The organism is Ferrimonas gelatinilytica (genome assembly GCF_039544205.1).
In the GTDB taxonomy this organism is placed as follows: domain Bacteria; phylum Pseudomonadota; class Gammaproteobacteria; order Enterobacterales; family Shewanellaceae; genus Ferrimonas; species Ferrimonas gelatinilytica.
In genome coordinates, this window is the sequence record NZ_BAABLF010000008.1 from 156,115 (window position 1) to 177,565 (window position 21,451).

Consider the following 21,451-nt stretch of genomic DNA (forward strand, 5'->3'; position numbering starts at 1 on the left):
CCCATGGCCCTGAAGATCCTCGACACCTGCATCAACTGCGACATGTGCGAGCCGGAGTGTCCCAATGACGCCATCGCCATGGGCGAGGAGATCTACGAGATCGATCCTGACCGCTGTACCGAGTGCGTGGGCCACTACGATAAGCCTACCTGTGTCAGGGTCTGTCCCATCGACTGCATCGATCCGGACCCGGAGCGGTTGGAAGACGCCGACACCCTGATGGCCAAGTTCCTGATCCTCACCGGCAAGGCCTAGGCTCGAAACCGGCGGCTCGAAATTAACAGCTCGGAATTATCGACTCGAAACAAAAAACGGGGCCCCTAAGATGAGGCCCCGTTTTTGGGTCTTGATGCACCGTCAATCCGTTGTGCCAACGCCGGTATGCAGCGTTTGCAGCGCTCGTTTCAGAGGCCCGGTCGAAGGGCGTGGCAGCCTTGGCCACTGCGCCTTTAGGGAGCGCCCCAGCGTCAGCAACTGCGCTGGTAGATCCATCAGGGGGTAGCGAGAGAGAAGGCTTTTCACCTCCAACGCCAACTCGGTGTCCCCCTCCATCGCCAGGCGCCGCTGGAAAAACAGCGCATCGCCATCATAGCGGCCGGTGCCCACCGCCAGCAGCGCCGCAGCGTCACCACTCATCGTCGCCTCGGCACTGCCATCCTCCCAGCACAGGGTCAGCCGGCCCTGCTCAAACCCCAGCTGCAGTGCAAAGGGCAGCTCAAACACCGCCACTGCAACCCGTCGTCCCTCCAGAAAATCCAGTTCATGGGCGGCGATCGCCGCGGAGAAATGGTTCTGCAGCAGGGGCAACAGGGTTCGACGCAGGGGAGCAATGGGTGGGGTGAGCATATTGAGATCCAAAATTTCAGCAACTTATGCGAATAATAACCAAGCTAACAAGCGAATAATCGGGCCTACATCAAATAAACGGCAGGAGCAGACTGATACCCTTGTCGCACAAAGAATCAAAATGATAACTGCAACATGGAACTGCTTGCTCCGGTTGGCACCCCAGCCAGCCTGCTGCCGACCCTGGAGGCCGGCGCCGACGCCGTCTATGTCGGCCTGAAGGACGACACCAATGCCCGCCGCTTCGCCGGCCTCAACTTCACCCCGGCACAGTTAGGCAGCGCCGCGGATCTGTGCCGACAGCGTCAGCGCAAACTCTACGTGGCGATCAATACCTATCCCCAACCGGGCCAGGAGCAGCGCTGGCACCGGGCGGTGGATGCTGCCTGCGAGGCGGGCGTCAGCGCGGTGATCATGGCCGACCCCGGCCTGTTGGCCTACGCCGCCAAACACCACCCCGAAACCGAACGCCACCTGTCGGTGCAGGCCAGTGCCGCCAACCTGCCCAGCCTGCGTCTCTACCATGAGGCGTTCGGCATCACCCGGGCGGTGCTTCCCCGGGTGTTGGATATGACCCAGATCGAGGCGATCGCCGCGGAGAGTCCGGTGGAGCTGGAGGTGTTCGCCTCCGGCAGTCTCTGCGTCATGGCAGAGGGGCGCTGCCAGCTCTCAAGCTGGGTCAGCGGTCACTCCCCCAACAGTGGCGGCGCCTGCTCGCCGGCCAGCCTGGTGCAGTGGCAGGAGCGCCCGGATGGACGCGAGGTGCGCCTCGGCGGGGCCCTCCTCGACCGCGTTGCACCGGGGGAACCCGGTGGCTACCCGACGGTCTGCAAGGGGCGGTACCGGGTTGATGGCAAGGCCCAGCATGCCATCAGCCGTCCCTGCTCCCTCTCGACGCTGCCGCTACTCCCGCAGATGGCCCGTCTCGGGATCCATGCCCTCAAGCTGGAGGGACGTCAGCGCAGTCCCGCCTACAGTCAGCAGATCACCACCATCTGGCGCGAGGCGATCGACCGGTTCAACCAGCAGGGCGATCAGTACCGCCCGGATCCCAGCTGGCAGCGCCGCTTGCGCGCCCTTTCCGAAGGCCAGGCGCTGACCACAGGCCCCTACCTGAGCGGCTGGCAGTAGGAGGCGGATGATGACAGAAACAGGAGTTAACCCCATGAGACTGAGCCTTGCCCCGAACTGGTGGCCTATGGATCGCCAAGCCCAGCAAAGCTGGCTAGCACAGGCACAGGCCAGTCCGGCAGAACGTATCGTTTTGGGAGAAACCGTCTGTCGGCTGAGAGACAGAATGGCCCCAAGAACCCTGCTCGAACACGCCCAGGCGCTCAAGGCTGCCGGTAAAGAGGTGGTATTGGCCAGCCTCAACATGGTCGCCAGCGAGGCCGACCTGGCCCTCGTCCGCGGCGTCTGCCGCCAGAACGAGTTCCCGCTGGAGGCCCACGACATGGCGGGGGTCGCCCTGGCCCATCAGCATGGTCTGCCGTTCATTGCCGGTGCCGGCCTCAATATCTACAACCTGGATGGGATCCGCTGGCTCCTCTCCCTGGGGATGGTTGGCTACCAGCCACCGATGGAGATGGCAGCGGATACCCTGGCGACCCTGATGGCCCAGTGCCAGGCGGCGCAACTGCGAGACCGTTTTAGCTTAGAGATACTGGGCTATGGCCGGCCGGTGCTGGCGGTATCCGCCCGCTGCAGCAGTGCCCGTGTTGCTGGTCGTAACCGTCAGCGATGCAACAAGGTCTGCCAGCAGCAGGGCGCCCTACCGGTGGAAACCCTGGAGCAGCAGCCGTTGCTCACCCTCAATGGCGTACAGGTCCACGGACACCGTCCCCAGGATCTGCTCGGCGAGCTGGCACTGCTCAGGGCGTTAGGCGTGGAGTGGCTGAGGGTGGATCCCGGTCCGCAGGGGGCGCAGCCCTGGCTGAAGGACCTGCAGCGGGCGCTGGCCCAGCAGGAAGACGCCTTTACCCCGCCGGAGCCGGGGATCCGCCATTTCTGGCAGCGACCCGAAGGGGATTTCGCCCTTCACGGGGATTAAGGGGGGGATAGAGCCCGATTCAACCGTTACTTCGTTGGATCAGCACCAGGGCATAGAGCAGCCAGATCCCGACAAACAGCAGCAGCAGCCAGCCGTTGAGTGCCGGCCACCAGAGCGTGGGACGGTCGGCACCGAAGAGTCCGTAGGCGTAACGGTCCATCAGCAGCAGGTCCCGTCGGGGATCCGCCAGCATCGAAAGCGCACAGCCTGTTGCTGCCAGCGCCGGCAGCATGCCCCAGCGCGGCGGGCTCTCCTTTAAGATGGCAAAGCAGTAAAGCACGGCGCTAATGGGGGTCATCAGGTAAAGGGCGGTCATCGCGTCGCTGTGCAGCTGCCCCACGTTGACCGGGAACAGACCGCAGGCGGCCACCGACAGCGACAGCAGGATACCGGACAGTTTCAACGACCAGGAGATGGGCGCCGAGTGGCGATGCCAACGACGGGAACTGAAACTGACCAGCAGTGCCAGACCGCCGAAAAACATCCCACCATTGACCAGCACTGCCAGGGAGGAGGTGTCGTACCGCCCCAGCTCCGACAGGGTATGGGTGAGGAAGCTGAACCGCTCCCCCGCTTCACCCCGGTAAACCCAACCCGCCAACAGCGGCGGGATCACCAGCAATAAGAGGCCGATAATCCCCAGGCGATTGCCCAGCCTGGACAGGAATTGGTCACCCGTTTGCGCCATCTTCTCCGCTGACCCCCACTGAATCTTCCCCCTACTCTAATGTGCAGCGCCGAAAAACGCAGCAAATCTCTCGTCTCCCGCCCTGCTGCTGACGGCCGCACAAGCGACTGCCAAGGCGGATTCAACCACCAGCGGAGACGTTCCCTCTCTCGGCAACGGGATACCGAGGTGCTAGCTGCGCGCCGTGTAGTGGCCCTGGCCGATCCACTTGTAGGTGGTCAGGGCATCCAGTCCCATGGGGCCGCGGGCATGGAGTTTCTGGGTGCTCACCGCCACCTCGGCACCCAGTCCAAACTGGCTACCATCAGTGAATCGGGTGCTGGCGTTGACGTACACCGCCGCCGAGTTGATGGCGTTGACAAAGCGCTCTGCGGTCGCCAGGTCATCGGTCAGGATGCTCTCGGAGTGATCACTGGAGTGGGCCCGGATATGATCGATCGCAGCCTCGACATCCTCGACCACCTTGATCCCCAGAACCAGCGATAACCACTCCTGGTCGAAGTCCTCCGGCCCCGCCACCTCGGCGAGTGCCCCGATATGGGCCAGTGCCTCAGGGCAGGCCTTCAGGGTCACCCCCTGATCCTGCAGCGCCTTGGCCAGGCCGGGCAGCAGTTCGGCAACGATCGCCTTGTGTACCAGCAGGGTGTCCAGGGCGTTACACACCGTCGGCCGCTGCACCTTGGCGTTGATCACCAACTCCGCCACCGACGATAACCGGGCCGCCCTGTCCACGAACATGTGGCAGATCCCGATGCCACCGGTGATCACCGGGATGCGGGAGTGCTCGATACAGAGTCGGTGCAACCCGGCGCCACCACGGGGGATCAGCATGTCCACGTAGTGATCCAGCTGCAGCAGAGCAGTCACCAGTCCCCGGTCCGGATTGTCGATCAACTGGATCGCCGCGGTAGGCAGGTTGCGGGCCTCTAGGGCGGCATGCAGCGAGGCCAGCAGGGCCCGGTTGGAACGGACCGTCTCCTTGCCGCCGCGCAAGATGGCCGCATTGCCAGTTTTCAGCGCCAGAACCGCCACGTCGATGGTGACATTGGGTCGGGCTTCGTAGATCACCCCGACCACCCCCAGGGGGATACGCCGACGGGAAAGGCGCATCCCGTTGTCCAGCAGGCGACTCTCCAGCTCCTCCCCCACGGGATCCGCCAGGGCGATCACCGTCTCAATGTCAGCCCGGATTGCCGCCAGGCGCTCCGGGGTCAGCTGCAGCCGATCCAGCATGGCACCGCTGAGTCCGGCCGCTTGCGCCGCAGCCATATCCTCCGCATTCGCCGCCAGGATGGCGGCCTCATCCTGCAGCAACCGTGCCGCGATGGCGGCCAGCAGTCGATTCTTGGCCTCGCCACCCAGCCCCATCAGGGCATAGCTGGCCTTTCGTGCAGCCTGGCCCATGGCCAGCAAGGGATTCTCAGTCATAACACCACCAGGTCATTTCTGTGGATCAACGCCGGGCCATGGCTGTAGCCCAGGGTTGCTTCAATATCTTTTGAGTGATGCCCCATCAGGCGTTCGATCTCCTGGGCGCCGTAGCGGCTGATCCCGCGGGCCACCGGACGGCCACGGCGATCCGCCAGCACCAGCGTCGCACCACGGACAAACTCCCCCTCCACCGCCAGTACCCCTTTGGCCAGAAGGCTGGAGCCCTTGCGACACAGCGCTTCCACCGCGCCCTCATCCAATCGCAGGGCACCGCAGGGAGGCGGGCCCGCCAAAATCCAGCGCTTACGACCATCCAGCAGGGAGCTTTGGGGGACGAAACGGGTTCCCAATGCTTCGCCGGCACAGAGTCGTTCGATCACCCCCTCGACATGGCCACTGGCCACTACCGCCGGGATCCCGGCCCGGTTGGCGACATCGGCGGCCTGCAGCTTGGTGGCCATGCCGCCGGTGCCCAGGTTGGTGCCGCTGCCGCCCGCCAGGGCGCGCAGGGATTCGTCGATGCGGTGCACCTCGGGGATCAACTTAGCATCGGGGTTGCCACGGGGATCGGCATCATAGAGCCCCTGCTGATCCGTCAGCAGCATCAGCAGATCCGCCTCCGCCAGCAACGCAGCCAGGGCGGAGAGATTGTCATTGTCTCCCACCTTGATCTCGGCGATCGCCACAGCGTCGTTTTCGTTGATGATCGGGATCACCCGGTGGTCCAGCAGGGCATGCAGGGTATCCCGGGCGTTGAGGTAACGCTCACGGTCGTCCAGGTCCGCCCGGGTCAGCAGGATCTGCCCGACGTGCAGGCCATAGAGGTTGAAGAGGGTTTCCCAGGCGCGGATCAGTTGGCTCTGACCCACCGCCGCCAGCATCTGCTTGGAGGAGAGGGAGTCCGCAAGCTGTGGAAAGCCCAAGTGCTCCCGCCCTGCGGCGATCGCCCCTGAGGTTACCAGGACGATCTCCACCCCCGCCTGGTGCAGCCGCGCCATCTGGCGCACCAGCTCCACCATGTGGGCGCGATCCAGCCTGGGGCTGCCGGAGGTCAGCACGCTGGTTCCCAGTTTCACCACGATTCGGCTGGGCAATCTGTTGTTCATCGGATCCTGATTCTGCGACGGGTAACGATTTAGCTAAGTTACCGTAATTTTCCTACGAAACCACCCAGTTTCACCTCGCCGTTAACCATAATCGGATGAAGATCTCGTCCCGTCCCTCCTCTTAATCCAGCGCCTCCGGACGACCTCCCCGTAGCCTGCTCCGATAATCGGCTCCCGCCGTTTTACGGTGCCGCCTGAACAACAAAAAACGCCACCGCGAAGCGATGGCGTTTTCTGACAAAATGCTGACGCCGAGCGGGCTCAGCTCATCATGAACTTAACGATGAACAGCAGGGCTAACAGGGCGACAGGCAGGCTGATCTCCCGCAGTCGGCCGGCTAAGAGCTTCACCGCCGCATAGGTGATAAAGCCGATGGCGATACCGTGGGCGATGGAGAAGGTCAGCGGCATCATCAGCACGGTGATCACCACCGGCGCCGCTTCGGTCAGGTCGTCCCATTTGACGTTAACCAGGCCGGACATCATCAGGATGGCGACGTAGAGCAGTGCCCCTGTGGTGGCGTAGGCCGGCACCATCCCCGCCAGCGGCGAGATGAACAGGCAGGCCAGGAACAGCAAGCCCACCACAACGGCAGTCAGGCCAGTGCGACCGCCCGCGGCCACTCCGGCGGTGCTCTCCACGTAGCTGGTGGTGGTCGAAGTCCCCATAAAGGCACCGGCCAGGGTGGCGGAGGAGTCCGCCAGCATGGCGCGGTTGGCCCGGGGCAGACGACCGGCCTCGTCCAGCATTCCACCTTTTTGCGCCACAGCCACCAGGGTGCCGGAGGTGTCAAAGAGATCGACAAACAGGAAAGCGAAGATCACCGCCACCATGGAGACCTCCAGAGCACCGGTAATGTCCAGGGCCGCAAGAGTCGGGGCCACAGAGGGCGGCATGGAGACCATACCGCCATAAGCGACGTCGCCAAACAGCAGAGCCAGAGCAGTGACGACCAGGATGGCGTACATCACCGCCCCTTTCTTGCCAGCATTTACTAGGGCAATGGTCAGGAAGAAGCTCAGTGCCGCCATCACCGGGCCGAAACCGGTGATGTCACCCAGCCCCACCAGGGTTGCCGGATTGGCCACGATGATACCGGCGTTCTTGAGTCCAATCAGCGCCAGGAACAGGCCGATGCCACCGGCGATACCGATCCGCAGTGAAACAGGGATGGCGTTCATCAGCCACTCTCGTACCTTGAACAGTGACAGCACCAGGAACAGGAAACCGGACAGGAACACGGCCCCAAGAGCGGTCTCCCAACTGTGCTGCATCTCCAGTACGACGGTATAGGTAAAGAAGGCGTTTAGCCCCATCCCAGGCGCCAGCGCGATGGGGTAGTTAGCTAGCAGGCCCATCACCATGCAGCCAACGAAAGCCGCAACGCAGGTCGCCACGAACACGGCGCCGCGATCCATACCGGCGTCCGCCAACATGGTGGGATTGATAAAGATGATGTACGCCATGGTCAGGAACGTGGTCACTCCGGCGATCACTTCCTGACGGACGCTGGAACGGTTCTCGGTGAGCTGAAACAGCTTTTCTAGCATTTTGAGACCTTATCGGTAGGTTTGATTTTTTATTCGGGAGGGGCACGCTCCGGGGATCGCGCGGGGCGGGATTATGCGGTTTTTTAGTGGCCTTAACCAGCGGGGAAGCCTAAGGCAAGAAAAACAGACAAATCGCTGGAGCGAACAGTGGCCAATCGCATCGAAACGAGCAGTGCCGTTGACAATACCCCGCCCACTGGGCAAAAGAAGCCAGTTAAGCCGTCGTGGTTTTGTGCTGGTTAGAAAGAAGCTCAACGAGGGGCAAAAAAAACACCGGCCAAAAGGACCGGTGCAAAACATGAGAGACGCTTTAGGGGATCCCAAAAAAGGGGAAACCTAGGGATGAAAGCGCTGAGTGATCAGACGTCCATCGCAAACACGATGCCTCTGCTCCAGGCAGGGTCATACCAGGTGTTGTACAGGGTGACGTCGTAAGAAAACGGATAATTCATAACCATACTCCTGAAAATAAAAAAGATGACAAATCCCGAAGGTGCGGTTCCCTGGCGCAAGCTCGGTTCCTTGGAGTCATCGATTCTCGGTTCCGTGGAGAAAAATCGTCTTCCTGACCTATCCCGTCGACCGTGGACGACAGCGGATGCAGTCAATCTACCAAAATGTAGTTTTATTACAACAAAAATCGCGATGAAATCGCTAAAAGGCGGAAAAATGGATCTGGACGCCCACTTTTTCAGCAAGAAAACGACAAACCGAGGGGCTGAACGCCCCTCGCAGCAATCTTCACCATGCTTTGCTGGCACTGACGCCTCGGACGCGCCCTGGCTTTGGTGCTTCCCGGTTTGGATTAGTGATCCAGCAGTTGTGACAACAGGGTCGCCACCGGGACCGCCGTCGGAGTGCCATAGAGCGGATCCCGGGCATCGGTCGCACTGCCGGCGATATCCAGGTGCATAAAGGCGATGGGCTTGTCACTGCCGACACCATGCTGATCCAGTCCCCCAGCCTGACAGAGGAAGGCGGCGGGGAACTGATGGCCACGGGCGATCGCCACCGAGGGACCGTTATTGGAGGAGAGCAGGTCCTCGGACGGCGTTCGGGGGGCCACCTGGGCAAAGTCCTCTCGGCGCAGCCGGGACAGTTCAAAGGGTTCACCCCACTGCTCGGAGATCGCCTGCAGTTCGCCCCCCATCGCCTGCTCACGTGCCACCGCGTTCTCCACCACGGCGCTGTAGGAGCCGTAACTGCGAGCCACGTGACCGGTCAGGGTCGCCACCGAGAAGAGTACAGGATCCGACACCTGCTCCGCTTCGAGCCTCAGGTGGGAGAGCAGATCCGCCAGCACCAGACGGCCCTCGGCATCGGTATTGCCGATCCGGACCCGCTTGCCGCTGTGCCCGGTGATGATCTCATCCGGCACGATGGCCGCCTTTCCAAGGCTATTGCGTACCAGCCCCAGCTGGGCCACTACCCTGACACCCTTGGGTTTCAGGATCGCCAAGGCTCGCATCAGGCCCGCGACCGCGGCGGCACCGCCCTTATCCCGGCTCATTCCGGCCATGGCGCCACCGATCTTCAGATCCGCCCCACCGGTATCGAAGGTAACCCCCTTACCCGCCAGGAACCAGTTACGGGTGACCACCCCCTCACCCACGTACTCCAGCCGCACCACCCGAGGTTCATGGGCCGATACTCCGTAGGAGGCCCGGGCCACGCCGCTGAGCAGAGGAAAATCCCGTTCGATCACCTCCGGGCTCTCGATTACCGAGACCTTCACCGCACTGTCAGCGAGCGCCTGCTGACAGTAGCGAGCAAAGGCGGGCGGGGCCATCTGTTCCGGATCCCCAACACAGAGATCCCGGGCCAGGATCCGCCCCTGCTCCAACGCGTTGGCCCGCGCCTCCCGCTCCAGCCCCAACACTCCCAAGGTCAGATCATCCGTCTCCACATCAAAGGGTTGGTACAGCGCATGACCGGCCCCCAGTAGCGCCACCGAGAGCGCCTCGCTGTAGCGCAGCTGCTCATTGGCGTTATCCACCAGCAGCAGCGGGCGACTCGCCCCCGCGCGTCGGGCCAGGGTCACGCCGGCTGCGGCAGCTTCGGCAAAGGCGCGCACATCCTGGTACTCCGCATTCAAGGTACCTGTGGGTGCCAGGATAAGGCGGCCACCGGCCAGTCCGGGGGCCTGCAGCAGGACCGACTCCTTCCCGACCCGTTGATCCACACTGGCGGCATGGCTGACCAGTGGGGCCACTTCCGGATAGTCCGTCAACTGGAACCCCTCGCTGATCACCACCAGGGCATCCCACTCCCCCTGCCCGAAGATCGCGTCCCGCTCCGTCACCGACTGCCAATGCAGATTGCTCATGCTCGTTTCCTTTTCCCGTGTTAAATACAGCCCCAGACCATAGCAGTGAAGGCCTCATCAGGGCTAACCATATCAATAGGTTAGCCCGTTAATTCCCCTAGCTGGGCGTAGCGTCCCCTTTCCAGGGCGAGATCGGCCTGGCGCGCCGACTGGCCACGCTGTGTTACACTGCTCGCCCGTAGATATGGCCGCTGCGGCCATCTCGTCACTGCCTGTATGTTGACCCAATAAGGAGAGTGCTGTGTCCGTCTTAAGCACCCTGGAACCCCGGGGCCTCTGGTCCTGGTTCGATACCATCTGCGCCATTCCTCACCCATCGAAACATGAGATTGCCCTGCGGGACCATATCCAGCAGTGGGCCGAGCAGCGCGGGATCCCCACCCGCGTCGACACCGTTGGTAACCTTATCCTGACCAAACCGGCCACCCCGGGCATGGAGGGACGCAAGGGGGTGATCCTGCAGGCCCACCTGGACATGGTGCCGCAGAAAAATAGCGACACCGGGCACGACTTCACCCGTGACCCCATCCTGCCCCGCCTGGTGGAGGAGGATCAGTGGGTCGCCGCCACCGGGACCACCCTGGGTGCCGACAACGGCATCGGCATGGCCTCCGCCCTGGCGGTGCTGGCCGCCGACGACATCGAACATGGTCCGCTGGAGGTCCTGCTGACCATCGACGAAGAGGCGGGCATGACCGGTGCCTTCGGCCTGGAGGCCGGCCTGCTGAACGGTGAGGTGCTGATCAACACCGACTCCGAAGAGGAGGGTGAGGTGTACATGGGCTGTGCCGGGGGCGTCGACGTCGCCCTGACCCTGCCGGTGGTTCGCGAGCCCCTGCCCGCCCAGCATCAGGTGGTGGAACTGGCCCTGACCGGCCTTAAGGGTGGCCACTCCGGCTGTGATGTCCACACCGGTCGCGGCAACGCCAACAAGCTGCTGGCCCGCTTCCTGTTTGGCCATGCCGACGAGTTGGGTCTGCGCCTGCTGGAGCTCAAGGGCGGCTCGCTGCGTAACGCCATCCCTCGCGAAGCCTGGGCCAAGGTGGCTGTGCCCGCAGACAAAGCCGACACGCTGGCCAGCCTGGTTGAACAGTACCAGGGGCTGTTGAACGACGAGTTGTGTGGCGTGGAGAACCCGATCAAATTCGCCCTGCGACCCACCGAGGGCACCCAGGTGATCGACCGTGACGCCCAGGGTCGACTGCTGGCAATGCTGCACAGCGGTCCCAACGGCGTGATCCGCATGAGCGATGCCTTCCCCGGCGTGGTGGAAACCTCCCTCAATACCGGCGTGATCACCACCGAGGAGGATAAAATCCTCACCCAGTACCTGATCCGCTCCACCACCGATTCTGGCCGCAGCATGGTGGAAAACATGCTCAAGGCCCTGGCCCAGTTGGGCGGTGCGCAGTGTGAGCTTTCCGGTGCCTACCCCGGTTGGAATCCGGATCCGAGCTCGCCGATCATGAAGGTGGTGCGGGAAACCTACCAAAGTCTGTTTGGTACCCTGCCCAACATCCAGGTGATCCACGCCGGTCTCGAGTGCGGCCTCTTCAAGGAGCCCTATCCGCACCTGGACATGGTCTCCATTGGCCCCACCATCCGCTTCCCCCACTCCCCGGATGAGAAGGTGCACATCGAGTCCGTCGGCAAATACTGGCAGCTGCTGCTGGCGGTGCTCAAGGCGATCCCGGCCAAGTAAGCCGCCTTTCGCCTCGTCCCGGGATAAACCAAAAAATCCGAGCCCTCAGCAGGGCTCGGATTTTTTATGGACGCCCCGTTAGGGCAACAGACCGCTGCGCCGCAAAGAGTAGGGCCACAGGTAGAAGGATCTCCTGACGATTGTCGCAAATAGTGCAATGTGCGCTGGCTCACAACGCTGTGCGCACCGGACTCTTTTGCTAGACTGCCGCCGTGCCCGACTCCCCCGCTAATGAGTGCTGCCCCACATGGTAAACGGCCTGATCCTGACCCTCATCATCGTCGCCTTCGTGCTGATCGTCATCGAGGACATCATCCACGTGAACAAGGCGAAAACCACCCTCTTCTTCGGCACTCTGTGCTGGATCCTCGCCTATATCGCCCCCCTTAACGGCTGGGATCCGGACACCCTGCACCAGAAGCTGGAGCACAACATCCTGGAGATCGCCACCTTGTGGCTGTTCCTGATGGCAGCGATGACCTTTGTCGCTTACCTCAACGCCAAGGGGCTGATCCAGACCCTGGTGAGGCGGGTACTGCCCACCACCCTGTCGGAGCGCAAACTGCTGTTCATGATCGGCAGCTTCGCCTTCCTGCTCTCCTCCATCTCCGACAACATCACCGCCACCCTGATCGCCCTGGCGGTGGTGCTATCATTGGGCCTGGAGCGGCGCAAGCTGCTGAAGTTTGTCACCCTGATCATCTTTGCGGTCAACTCCGGCGGGGTCTCGCTGATCACCGGTGACGTTACCACCCTGATGATCTTTCTGGCAGGCAAGATCAGCATCGACAACCTGATGCTGCTTATCTTTCCCTCGGCCCTGGCAGTCTTGCTGCTTGCCGGCCTGCTCAGCCGAGGGCTGAATGGCCAGGTGCAGCTGCCCCAGACACCGCTAAAACCGGTGGAGAAAACCGACATCGCCATCGCCCTACTGTTTTTGACCACCATCGTCGCCACTCTATTGCTGAGCGTTTTCTACTCGGTTCCACCGCTGCTGACCTTCCTGTTCGGCCTAGCCACCATGTTCCTGTTGGCGCAGCTGCTGATGCGCCATAAGAGGGTGGACAAGGCGATCATCGATTACATCCGCGAGATCGAGTACGACACCCTGCTGTTCTTCGTCGGAGTACTGCTGCTGGTGGGGGCGATGAAGGAGATCGGGGTGCTGGATGGCTTCACCCGCCTTTACCAGGTGCTGCCACCGGAGCTGGCCAACTACGCCATGGGTATGCTCTCTGCCGCGGTGGATAATGTGCCCCTTACCGCCGCCCTGCTCAAGGCCGACATCACCATGGCGCCCCAGCAGTGGCTGGCATTCACCTACGCTACCGGCGTGGGCGGCTCCATGCTGGTGATCGGTTCCGCTGCCGGGATCATCGCCATGAGCAAGGTCAAGGAGCTCACCTTCCTCAGCTACCTGAGGATGGGCCTCTACCTGCTGATCGCCTACTCCTTCGGTTACCTCGGCGCCTACTGGGCCGGTGGCCTGATCTGAGCGAGCCGGGCGGTATTAGGCCCGGTTACTCAGCCAAAGGCTCTGGTAGGGCTGCAGGGTCAGGGTCGCCTGCAGATCGGCCAGCTCCATGCCACTTTGCAAGTCGCTCCAGGTTTCGGTGTCGATCAGGTTCAGTGCCGACAGAGGCAGCGGCTGGGGCTGGTCGCTCACGTTGTGGATGGCAAAGATGCTCTGCTCCCGGTCCGGGCTCTGACGCCAGAACCCCAGCAGTTCATTCCCCAGCTGCAGGGTGTACTGGGTCGCATTGGGGTGGAACGCCTTCTGAGCACGTCGGATTGCCATCAGCCGCTTTACCCCCTCGAACACCTGGTGGTGGTGACTTCCCGCGTCCGCCAGCAGGGCCAACAGCCTGGCGTAATCCCACTTGTGCCGGTTGATGTGGCGGTTGTGGTTGCTGTTGGCAACCCGCTCATGATCATTCTCCGTCCCCAGCAGCGAGTGGATGTAGAGTGCCGGGATCCCCTCGATCCCCAGCATGATGGCGTGGGCACAGAGAAAGCGTGCCAACTGCCACTCATCCTCCCCCTTAGCGGTGCCGGCCATGGCATTCCACAGGCTGATATTGAGCTCGTAAGGGCTGCGCTGACCGCCTGACCGGCCCCGGTAGGAGATCCGGCCGCCGAAGGCGTCCATCGCCGTGACCATCTGCTGGATCTCCCCATCGGAGAGGATCCCCTCCGCCGGCCGCAGGCCGATGCCATCGTGGGAGGCGAGGAAGTTGAAATAGGCGGTGCCGTTGCGAGCCGGTGGCAGGGTCATCAGCCAGTTGCGCAGGTGCCGACAGTTGCCCGTCAACAGGGTGTGCAGCAACAGCGGCGGCAGGGAGAAGTTGTAGATGGCATGGGCCTCGTTGCCGTTGCCGAAATAGGCCAGGTTCTCCCGGTGCGGGATGTTGGTTTCGGTAATGATGATGGCGTCCGGCCGCTGGTGCTCCACCAGCAGCCGCAACAGGCGCACCAGGATGTGAGTCTGCTCCAGGTTGATACAGGGTGTACCCGGGACCTTCCAGACGAACGCCACCGCATCGAAACGAAACACCCGGATCCCCTGCTCCAGGTAGAAGCGCAGGATCGCCACGAACTCCTTGAGCACCTCCGGGTTGGCGAAGTTGAGATCCACCTGGTCCGGGCTGAAGGTGCACCACACCAGACGCTCCCCGCTGAGGGTCTGGACGGGGTTAAGCAGGGGGCTGGTACGGGGGCGCACCACGGTGCTGAGATCCCAGCTGAGATCGGCTTCGACGAAGTAACCCTTGCCCGGTGACTTCTCCTGGCGAAAGTTTTCGAACCAGCCGCTGCGGCTGGAGCAGTGGTTGATCACCACGTCCGCCATCAGGTCGAAGCGGCTGGCGATCTCGCGGATCTGGGGCCAGTCGCCCACCGACTGATTGACCTGGTAGTAGTCGATCACCGCGAAGCCATCATCGGAGCTGTAGGGGAAAAACGGCAGGATATGAACCCCGCTGATGCACTCCGCCAAGTAATGGCCGAGGAAGTGATTCAGGTTTTCCAGTGGCAAGCGGGCATCGGAGAGCAGGGTGTCGGCGTAGCTGATCACGAACAGGTCTTTCTCGTCCCACTGGTTGCAGTAGGGCTCCGGTTCCGGTCCGCCCGGCACCAGGCGCATGATCTCTATCAGCTCATCCGCCAGCACCTTGACCTCTTCATCGGGATACAGCGGGCCCAGTAATTGGGCAACCCGGGTGGAGAGCGTCATCATGAAGCCAGCTCCTTATGATCCGACTCCACGGCATCCACCAGGCGGTCGTATACATCCGGCATGGCGGAGAGCACCCGGTTCCAGCTGGGGATAAACGGGGTCTCCATGGGGTTATCGAGGAAATGGTTGCCCGCCTTGATGATGTTTTCAGCAAACAGCTCGACCGCCTTCTCCTCCTTGTGAATGTCCAGGTCCAGTCCGTTGATGATGGCATCACTGCGATAGGTCTCGATGAAATCCAGGGCGATACGGTAATAGGTGGCCTTGATGGTACGCAGTACCCCGGGGCTGAACACGGTACCCTGGGTTGCCAGCTTACGGATCATCGCCTTAATGATGTCGATGGACATCCGTGACAGACCACCGCTGTCATTCCCGGCACTGAGATCCTGATGCTTATGATCGTAGCGGTCGGCGATATCCACCTGGCAGAGCCGGTTGGTGGCGTAGTTGCGTTTCATCTCCGCCAGCACCCCAATCTCCAGCCCCCAGTCACTGGGGATCCTCAGGTCATTGAGCACATCGAGACGGAAGGAGAACTCCCCCGCCAGTGGATAGCGGAAACTGTCGAGAAACTCCAGGTAATCGGACTCGGGGACAATCTTTTTCAGCGCCCGGATCAGCGGTGTCACCAGCAGCCGCGTCACCCGGCCATTGAGGGTTCCCCCGGCCACCCGGGCGTAATAGCCTTTGCAAAACTCGTAGTTGAAGGTGGGGTTGGCCACCGGGTAGATGAGTCGGGCCAGCAGGCTGCGATCATAGGTGAGAATATCGCAGTCATGCAGGGCCAGGGCTTCCACCCGCTGTGTCGCCATGGCGTAACCGAAGCAGTACCAGACGTTGCGCCCCTTACCCGGCTGATCCGGCGCCAATCCTCGTGCCTGCAGCTCTGCATCCAGCGCCCGCAAGCGGGGCCCGTCATGCCAGAGGACACGGTGGTGCTGGGGCAGCTGATCGAAGAACGCGAGGGCGTGGACATACTCCTCACGACTGGCCCGGTCGAGCCCGATGATCACCTGGGACAGATAGGGAACCTTGGCCAACTCCTCGACAATGGCGGGCAGCGCCGGTGTCTGCAACTCAGAATAGAGCGATGGCAGCACCAACCCCAGTGGCCGGGCCTGGGAGAAGCGGCACAGCTCCGCCTCCATCTCCTCAACCGGCCGGTCAGCCAGATTGTGCAGGGTGGTAATGATGCCGTTCTGGTAGTAATCCGCCATAAAATCTCCTTATTGGGTTTCGTCGAGCCAGGCCTGGACCGCCTCGTTCCAGCCCTCGGGGCCGCAGAGCTGAGTCTGGATCACACGGGCATTCGTAGAGGCTCTCGACAGCGTGGGGAAGGGGTGCACCGGGGATCGAACCTGGACTGCGATTTGGGCCGCCTCCAGCATGGCGCTGTCGTTCTGACCATCCCCCAGGGCCATCACCCGTGGGGCCTGGCCCCAAAGCCCGTGGTAATGATCGCAGAGCCAGCGCAACGCACGCCCCTTGTCCGTTTGCCCCAGCAGATGGAGGAATCGCCCTCCCCGGAGCAACCGGTAGCCCGCCCGCTGCACCCGGGACTGGAAGTGCAAAAAGGCATGCTCGGTGTCCTGCCACAACAAAGGTTCACTGTAGGCCCGCTGTTGGGCGGAGGACGCCTGGGTAAGAGAGAGGCCGGTGTGGGCGGCCAGAGTGGCGCTGTCCCAGTCACTGAAGCTCTGCAGGCTGTACCCCTCCTGCTCCCGCAGCGCGTGCAGGAAACCCACCAGGTCACTGCGCCGAGCCCCCAGGACCACGATTTTTCCGCGCGCAGCCTCCGTAGCATGCTGGGCAGAGGCAGGCAGCCAGATGGCTGAGCCGTTCTCCACCACCAGGGGAGCCTCTATCCCGAGTTCCCTGGCCAATGCCTGACTCTCCTCCAGGGTTTTGCTGGTGTTGAAGATCACCGGGATCCCGAGCGACCGGCAGCGCTCCAGTGCCGGCAACGCGGGGCCAAAGTCGTAACTGTGATGATCGAGCAGGGTGCCATCGAGATCGGTGAAGATCAGCCTCGGTGGCGTTTCGGAGAGCGTGTTTTTTCGAGCGGTCATACCTTGTCCTACGTAACAAATCCGAATTGCGCGACTCCCGTCTTTGCCCTCTCTGGCCCCTGCCGGAAGTTCGAGTCGACGGGCCAGTGAAACCCTGGCTCGACGTGACCGACAGCCATGTGGCCATCCTGACGCCAGCGGGTCTCCCTGTTTAAGATAGAGTGCCGCAAGCCAGGTCGCGCAATAACAAGAAGAAACAGAGCAAGGAGCGGGCCAACGACGCCAGTTGGACACAGAGAGGGGAATCGTGGCGATAGGGACCCGAATGCCTTTAACAGGCCTGGCGCATGGGAGGAAAGGCGCACCATAAAGGCGCATGGGCCGGTGACAGCGCGCGCCCTTTTGGGGCAGAACACCCGCATTCAACTGTCCCGCCCCACACCGATTTGGGGCACAGCATTAAGCTCGGCATGGGAGACCCGGGGTCGTCACGGAACGAAAAAAGCCGACTCAAGGTCGGCTTTTGCAACACCTGCTGGTCGCTCTGTGTGGCCATAGACGCTCAGACGGCAAATCTGGGCAACCCGGTCAGAGCTAAGGTACCGGCTCAGATCAGGCCCTGATCCTTGACCGCCTGGCGGTTGAACTCCAGAACCACCTCCTCCACGGAGAGTTCCGGCTGCTCACTGCAGCGCTGGATGATGTAGTCGCGCCGGGCATGACGGCAGGTTTCGATCATCTCACCGCCCTTCTCCTTACCGAAGCGCCAACGCAGGTACTGCATGGCATTGCCATCCGCGTAGGCCACCAGCTTATTCAGGGTCGCCTCGTTGTCGGCATAATGGTTGATGGTACGGCAGTAGGTTTTTTCACCGACGTAGTGGTCGAAGTAATCCGCATCCCGCAACGGCTTGGCTTGGAGAAAGAAAACACCAAGGACAAAGAGCACCCCTGCGACGGCACAGAGCATACCGACGGCACTGATCAGCTGACGATATTGGCTTTGGATCCGCATACTCACCTCCCTAGGCCGGCTGGATTGGGGGCCACCACTGGCGACATCAAAACCAGCCCTTACTTGCAGGCTAGAGCAGCAGATGGGAACGCAACTTGATCCAGATCAACAAGGCGACTTCTTGTCACTTGCGAATCTTTCCACCTTCATCGCCCAGAGAGGAAAAAGGCTTAAAGCAGGCTGAGTTGAGGGTCGGAATGGGGGGCCAGGGTGACGCTCACCCCAACCAGACGGACGCCCCGCCCCCCCCCCCGGGCGAACCCGGTGTGAAGCAATGAGGCCAACCGGGCCGGGTCTAGGGAACTGGCGGGGCAGGCGACCGTGGTTTGCTGAAAGTCACTGAACTTGAGCTTCACACTGAGTCCCCTGAAGGGACGCTCGCCCAGCCGCCGGGCCAACTCCGGCAACAGCGTCAGTAGTTTTGCCAGGCAGTCGGCTTCCGTCTGCAGGTCCCGCTCCAGGGTGGTTTCCACGCCCACCGACTTGCGGATCCGGTTGGTGCGGACCGGACGATCATCGATCCCCTGGGCTCGCTGATGCAACACCGGGCCAAACTTGCCAAACCACTGCTCCAGCTCTACCGCCGTATGCTTCAGCACGTCCGCGCCAAGGTGCAGCCCCCTTTGTGCCAACCGCTCGGCGGTGCGGGGCCCCACCCCGGGGATCTTGCGCAGTGGCAGTCCGGCCACGAACTCGGCACATTGGCCCGGCAGTATCACGCACTGACCGTTGGGTTTGTTCTCATCCGAGGCGATCTTGGCCAGGAACTTGTTGGGGGCGATCCCCGCCGACGCGGTCAAACCGGTCTCGGCCAGGATGGCGGCGCGGATCTCCCGCGCCATCAGGGTGGCGCTGCCTCGGCAATGGGGAGCGTCGCTGACATCCAAGTAGGCTTCATCCAGGGAGAGGGGCTCTATCCTGTCGGTGTAACGCCGAAAGATGGCGCGGATCTGCGCGCTGACCTCCTTGTAGACCGACATCCGACCCGGAACCAACACCAGCTGCGGACAGCGGCGCATTGCCTCGCTGCTGGCCATGGCGCTGCGAACACCATAAGCGCGGGCGGCGTAGTTGCAGGTCGCGATCACCCCTCGACCGGTAGCACGGCCGCCCACGGCAATCGGCTTATCCCTCAACTCCGGGTTGTCCCGCATCTCCACCGCGGCAAAAAAGCAGTCCATGTCCACGTGTATGATTTTGCGCTGCGTCATCGCCGTCCTGCCGGCCCATCCCACAATTACTGTATAAACAGACAGTATTCTAACACAGACCCGACATCCGCCAAGGGGTCGGATCCGCACTCAAGCGAAGCCGCTTAAAAAGGGTTTCCCGGGTCTTGGCTGCTCAACGCCAACATCGACGCACTTTTAGCACGTCGCCCTAGCGGCAGCAGTCAAAGGGGGCTTTTAGCCCCCTTTCCTTTTCGTAAAGAGCGGGTCCATTTACCTCCGGTCGCTGCTCTTCCTCGCTCTCGCTCCGTAAGATCAAGGTAGCGATCAGAATCGGCTTTACCGCTGCGCTATCGCTGCTGAGCGACAAAGTCCGGCTTCGTATCCCTGCCCTCGCGTTCAAGCCCTCTGCCTTCACCCATGCCTCCGCAGGCCCTCTCCTCTGCCTTACCGTGGCTTCACTCGGGTCAGCCTGAAAATCGAGTGAGGCATTCGCCTTAGAGCCGTGAATGGCTAATGACAACAGATCCACTATTTAAGCTTTTCTGTTTTTCCCGAAAAACTGCGAAGAATTCCAAAAATGGCCGTGTCCCAATTGGTGTTGAAACTCATGCTCGCTATGACAGCCAACGGAACTTGATGGCCTGCCAGATCTTTGCCGACTTGGAGTCGCCCGAACGAAGGCGCTTAGGGCAAGGTCTGAGGCCAGGAAGGCCGAAGTGGTGCGCGGAGACAGGATGTCGACTCCCGCCCGTGCCGCAGGCTCAAGCGACGAGAGTGAGGATCAGCGACGATTGGAGGCAATGGGGAGTTGAGAGGGGGAGAATCCCCTCTTGTTGCTGTCGCCAACGCGACAAATACAGCCGATGAACTGCAGAATGTTACGCCCGCGCTGGCGTCCAAAGGAGATGAGAGAACAATCCTCATGAGCAAACGCATTCGGAACCGTATGAATGGCCGTTAAAACTGCGAAGAGGTAAAAAAAGACCCCGCTATGGGGCGGGGTCGTTCACCGTTGCGGCGTCCGGCTCAGAGAATGCGGTTTTTCTGCAGCCGGGCGGCACGCTCCGCCTCCGCTTCCTGCTTGGCGCTCTCTTTGGCCATCCGCGCCTTGCGCTTGTCGCAGGGTTCCGGGCAGTCGCACTCCTTGTCGATGCCGATGCTGCCCAAACCACCACAAGAGCCGCTGATGCTCTTGCGTTTGATCAGGTAACCCACCGACATCATGGCCACCAGAGCCAGCATCAGAATAAAGGTGGCGATAAAGGTGCTCATTGCGACAACTCCTGCAGATATGGGGTAAAGGCACTGGAGTATCGTACCGCAAATTCGCCCTCAAGACCCTTCTCAATCAGCATCACCGGCAAAGATTCCTGCTCCGCCAGAGCCAGGGAGGCCTCGCTGCCCATGACACTGAAAGCGGTGGCCAGGCCATCGGCGGTCATGGAGCTGGGGGCCAGCACGGTGACCGACGCCAGCCGGTTGGTAATGGGGGCCCCGGTACGGGGATCGATCAGGTGAGAGAAGCGCTCTCCCTCCTCCTCGAAGAAGTTACGGTAGTCCCCTGAGGTGGCGACGGCCATATTACCGGGCTCGATGATCTGGGCCACGGAACGCCCCTCATCGTCCGGCTGCTCAATGGCGATACGCCACCGCCTGCCGTCCGGCTTGCGCCCGCGAAGTCGCAGTTCACCCCCAATCTCCACCAGATAGCTGTCAATCCCCCGCGCCTCAAGCAGGTCCGCCACCGCATCCACCCCATACCCCTTGGCGACCGCCGAAAGGTTGAGGGTCAGGGTAGGCAGGCTCTTGTGCACGAGGTTGCCGTCCAGGTGCAGGTGATGCATGCCGGTATGGGCCCGGGCCTCGGCGATAGACTCCGCCGTAGGGGCATGGGTGATCCGCCCCTCGGGGCCGAAGCCCCAGAGATCCACCAGTGGCGAGACAGTAATATCCAGTGCCCCGTCGGTCAGCCGGTAGAGCCGTTGTGACTCCCGGAGCACGGCGATGAAATCATCGTCGAGCTGCATCGGCGTATCGAACCTGTGGCCATTGAACTGGCTGATCAGCGAGTCCGGCCGCCAGTTCGACATGGAGGCGTTGATCTGCTCCAGCCGCGTGTCTACCGCGGCCTGCAGCAGCTGGGGCTGCTCGGGTTGCGCTGCCGACACCCAGGAGATGTGGTAGCTGGTGCCCATGGTCCGGCCCGAAATGGACTGAACCTTGGGTTGCGGCGCACAGCCGCTAAGAACAACAAGGGCCAGCCCCAGGGGGGCCAGCCACTTAATCAGAGTACGAAACAACATCTTTACTCGTGAGT

General features: G+C 62.0%; 18 protein-coding genes. 5 read left to right on the forward strand and 13 right to left on the reverse strand.

Annotation, left to right across the window (positions count from 1 at the left end; translation table 11 throughout):
• Positions 1-3: 3 nt before the first annotated feature.
• Positions 4-255: a YfhL family 4Fe-4S dicluster ferredoxin gene (locus ABD997_RS07985; protein WP_345316486.1), complete on the forward strand. Its 252-nt coding sequence runs from the start codon at positions 4-6 to the stop codon at positions 253-255.
• Between the two features lie 102 nt (positions 256-357).
• Here ABD997_RS07985 and ubiT read toward each other — a convergent pair whose 3' ends face one another.
• A complete protein-coding gene (gene ubiT, locus ABD997_RS07990; protein WP_345316487.1) occupies positions 358-846 on the reverse strand; it encodes a ubiquinone anaerobic biosynthesis accessory factor UbiT in 489 nt (162 codons plus the stop codon).
• 135 nt (positions 847-981) lie between these two features.
• Between ubiT and ubiU the strand changes: the two genes are divergently transcribed.
• Together ubiU and ABD997_RS08000 are read left to right on the forward strand one after the other, a co-directional pair.
• Positions 982-1,977, forward strand: a complete 996-nt coding sequence (gene ubiU / locus ABD997_RS07995; RefSeq protein ID WP_345316488.1) for a ubiquinone anaerobic biosynthesis protein UbiU — start codon at positions 982-984, stop codon at positions 1,975-1,977.
• A gap of 34 nt (positions 1,978-2,011) precedes the next feature.
• Positions 2,012-2,896 carry a U32 family peptidase gene (locus ABD997_RS08000; protein ID WP_345316489.1) on the forward strand — a complete coding sequence of 295 codons (885 nt, stop codon included), beginning with the start codon at positions 2,012-2,014 and terminating at the stop codon, positions 2,894-2,896.
• Positions 2,897-2,915: 19 nt separating this feature from the next.
• Here the strand turns inward: ABD997_RS08000 and ABD997_RS08005 are convergent, their stop codons facing one another.
• The 5 genes from ABD997_RS08005 to ABD997_RS08025 all read right to left on the reverse strand — a co-directional run bounded on the left by ABD997_RS08005 (position 2,916) and on the right by ABD997_RS08025 (position 9,998).
• Positions 2,916-3,584, reverse strand: a complete 669-nt coding sequence (locus tag ABD997_RS08005) for a DUF998 domain-containing protein (protein WP_345316490.1) — start codon at positions 3,582-3,584, stop codon at positions 2,916-2,918.
• 171 nt (positions 3,585-3,755) lie between these two features.
• Positions 3,756-5,012 carry a glutamate-5-semialdehyde dehydrogenase gene (locus ABD997_RS08010; RefSeq protein ID WP_345316491.1) on the reverse strand — a complete coding sequence of 419 codons (1,257 nt, stop codon included), beginning with the start codon at positions 5,010-5,012 and terminating at the stop codon, positions 3,756-3,758.
• Positions 5,009-6,121, reverse strand: coding sequence for a glutamate 5-kinase (proB, locus tag ABD997_RS08015; protein WP_345316492.1), 1,113 nt, complete (start codon positions 6,119-6,121; stop codon positions 5,009-5,011). The genes ABD997_RS08010 and proB overlap by 4 nt, the downstream gene beginning before the upstream one ends.
• 261 nt (positions 6,122-6,382) lie before the next feature.
• Positions 6,383-7,672: an NCS2 family permease gene (locus ABD997_RS08020; protein WP_345316493.1), complete on the reverse strand. Its 1,290-nt coding sequence runs from the start codon at positions 7,670-7,672 to the stop codon at positions 6,383-6,385.
• Between the two features lie 805 nt (positions 7,673-8,477).
• Positions 8,478-9,998, reverse strand: a complete 1,521-nt coding sequence (locus ABD997_RS08025) for a M17 family metallopeptidase (RefSeq protein ID WP_345316494.1) — start codon at positions 9,996-9,998, stop codon at positions 8,478-8,480.
• Positions 9,999-10,239: 241 nt separating this feature from the next.
• On the opposite strand from ABD997_RS08025, the gene ABD997_RS08030 reads away from it, so the two are divergent.
• Together ABD997_RS08030 and nhaD are read left to right on the forward strand one after the other, a co-directional pair.
• A complete protein-coding gene (locus ABD997_RS08030; RefSeq protein ID WP_345316495.1) occupies positions 10,240-11,700 on the forward strand; it encodes an aminoacyl-histidine dipeptidase in 1,461 nt (486 codons plus the stop codon).
• Positions 11,701-11,947: 247 nt separating this feature from the next.
• The gene (gene nhaD, locus ABD997_RS08035; RefSeq protein WP_345316496.1) at positions 11,948-13,195 is read left to right on the forward strand and encodes a sodium:proton antiporter NhaD; all 1,248 of its coding nucleotides are present in this window, start codon (positions 11,948-11,950) and stop codon (positions 13,193-13,195) included.
• Between the two features lie 15 nt (positions 13,196-13,210).
• Here nhaD and ABD997_RS08040 read toward each other — a convergent pair whose 3' ends face one another.
• The 7 genes from ABD997_RS08040 to ABD997_RS08070 form a co-directional block, all read right to left on the reverse strand.
• Positions 13,211-14,935, reverse strand: coding sequence for a sugar phosphorylase (locus tag ABD997_RS08040; RefSeq protein WP_345316497.1), 1,725 nt, complete (start codon positions 14,933-14,935; stop codon positions 13,211-13,213).
• The gene (locus tag ABD997_RS08045) at positions 14,932-16,155 is read right to left on the reverse strand and encodes a glycosyltransferase family protein (protein ID WP_345316498.1); all 1,224 of its coding nucleotides are present in this window, start codon (positions 16,153-16,155) and stop codon (positions 14,932-14,934) included. Before ABD997_RS08045 ends, ABD997_RS08040 begins: the two co-directional genes overlap by 4 nt.
• A 9-nt stretch (positions 16,156-16,164) precedes the next feature.
• Positions 16,165-17,007: an HAD-IIB family hydrolase gene (locus ABD997_RS08050; protein ID WP_345316499.1), complete on the reverse strand. Its 843-nt coding sequence runs from the start codon at positions 17,005-17,007 to the stop codon at positions 16,165-16,167.
• 547 nt (positions 17,008-17,554) lie between these two features.
• Positions 17,555-17,962 carry a hypothetical protein gene (locus tag ABD997_RS08055; protein ID WP_345316500.1) on the reverse strand — a complete coding sequence of 136 codons (408 nt, stop codon included), beginning with the start codon at positions 17,960-17,962 and terminating at the stop codon, positions 17,555-17,557.
• Positions 17,963-18,132: 170 nt separating this feature from the next.
• Complete coding sequence (dinB, locus tag ABD997_RS08060) at positions 18,133-19,173, reverse strand: DNA polymerase IV (protein ID WP_345316501.1); 1,041 nt, start codon at positions 19,171-19,173, stop codon at positions 18,133-18,135.
• A 987-nt stretch (positions 19,174-20,160) separates the two neighbouring features.
• On the reverse strand, positions 20,161-20,406 hold the full coding sequence (gene nqrM / locus ABD997_RS08065) for a (Na+)-NQR maturation NqrM (protein ID WP_345316502.1): 246 nt from the start codon (positions 20,404-20,406) through the stop codon (positions 20,161-20,163).
• Complete coding sequence (locus ABD997_RS08070; RefSeq protein WP_425557060.1) at positions 20,403-21,434, reverse strand: FAD:protein FMN transferase; 1,032 nt, start codon at positions 21,432-21,434, stop codon at positions 20,403-20,405. Before ABD997_RS08070 ends, nqrM begins: the two co-directional genes overlap by 4 nt.
• Positions 21,435-21,451: the final 17 nt, after the last annotated feature.

Coding starts and splice junctions, on each gene's coding strand:
- ubiT (WP_345316487.1), bottom strand. CDS start 846: ATGCTCACCCCACCCATTGCTCCCCTGCGTCGAACCCTGTTGCCCCTG.
- ABD997_RS08045 (WP_345316498.1), bottom strand. CDS start 16,155: ATGGCGGATTACTACCAGAACGGCATCATTACCACCCTGCACAATCTG.
- ABD997_RS08050 (WP_345316499.1), bottom strand. CDS start 17,007: ATGACCGCTCGAAAAAACACGCTCTCCGAAACGCCACCGAGGCTGATC.
- nhaD (WP_345316496.1), top strand. CDS start 11,948: ATGGTAAACGGCCTGATCCTGACCCTCATCATCGTCGCCTTCGTGCTG.
- ubiU (WP_345316488.1), top strand. CDS start 982: ATGGAACTGCTTGCTCCGGTTGGCACCCCAGCCAGCCTGCTGCCGACC.
- ABD997_RS08020 (WP_345316493.1), bottom strand. CDS start 7,672: ATGCTAGAAAAGCTGTTTCAGCTCACCGAGAACCGTTCCAGCGTCCGT.
- ABD997_RS08000 (WP_345316489.1), top strand. CDS start 2,012: ATGAGACTGAGCCTTGCCCCGAACTGGTGGCCTATGGATCGCCAAGCC.
- ABD997_RS08005 (WP_345316490.1), bottom strand. CDS start 3,584: ATGGCGCAAACGGGTGACCAATTCCTGTCCAGGCTGGGCAATCGCCTG.
- ABD997_RS08055 (WP_345316500.1), bottom strand. CDS start 17,962: ATGCGGATCCAAAGCCAATATCGTCAGCTGATCAGTGCCGTCGGTATG.
- ABD997_RS07985 (WP_345316486.1), top strand. CDS start 4: ATGGCCCTGAAGATCCTCGACACCTGCATCAACTGCGACATGTGCGAG.
- proB (WP_345316492.1), bottom strand. CDS start 6,121: ATGAACAACAGATTGCCCAGCCGAATCGTGGTGAAACTGGGAACCAGC.
- ABD997_RS08010 (WP_345316491.1), bottom strand. CDS start 5,012: ATGACTGAGAATCCCTTGCTGGCCATGGGCCAGGCTGCACGAAAGGCC.
- nqrM (WP_345316502.1), bottom strand. CDS start 20,406: ATGAGCACCTTTATCGCCACCTTTATTCTGATGCTGGCTCTGGTGGCC.
- ABD997_RS08025 (WP_345316494.1), bottom strand. CDS start 9,998: ATGAGCAATCTGCATTGGCAGTCGGTGACGGAGCGGGACGCGATCTTC.
- dinB (WP_345316501.1), bottom strand. CDS start 19,173: ATGACGCAGCGCAAAATCATACACGTGGACATGGACTGCTTTTTTGCC.
- ABD997_RS08040 (WP_345316497.1), bottom strand. CDS start 14,935: ATGATGACGCTCTCCACCCGGGTTGCCCAATTACTGGGCCCGCTGTAT.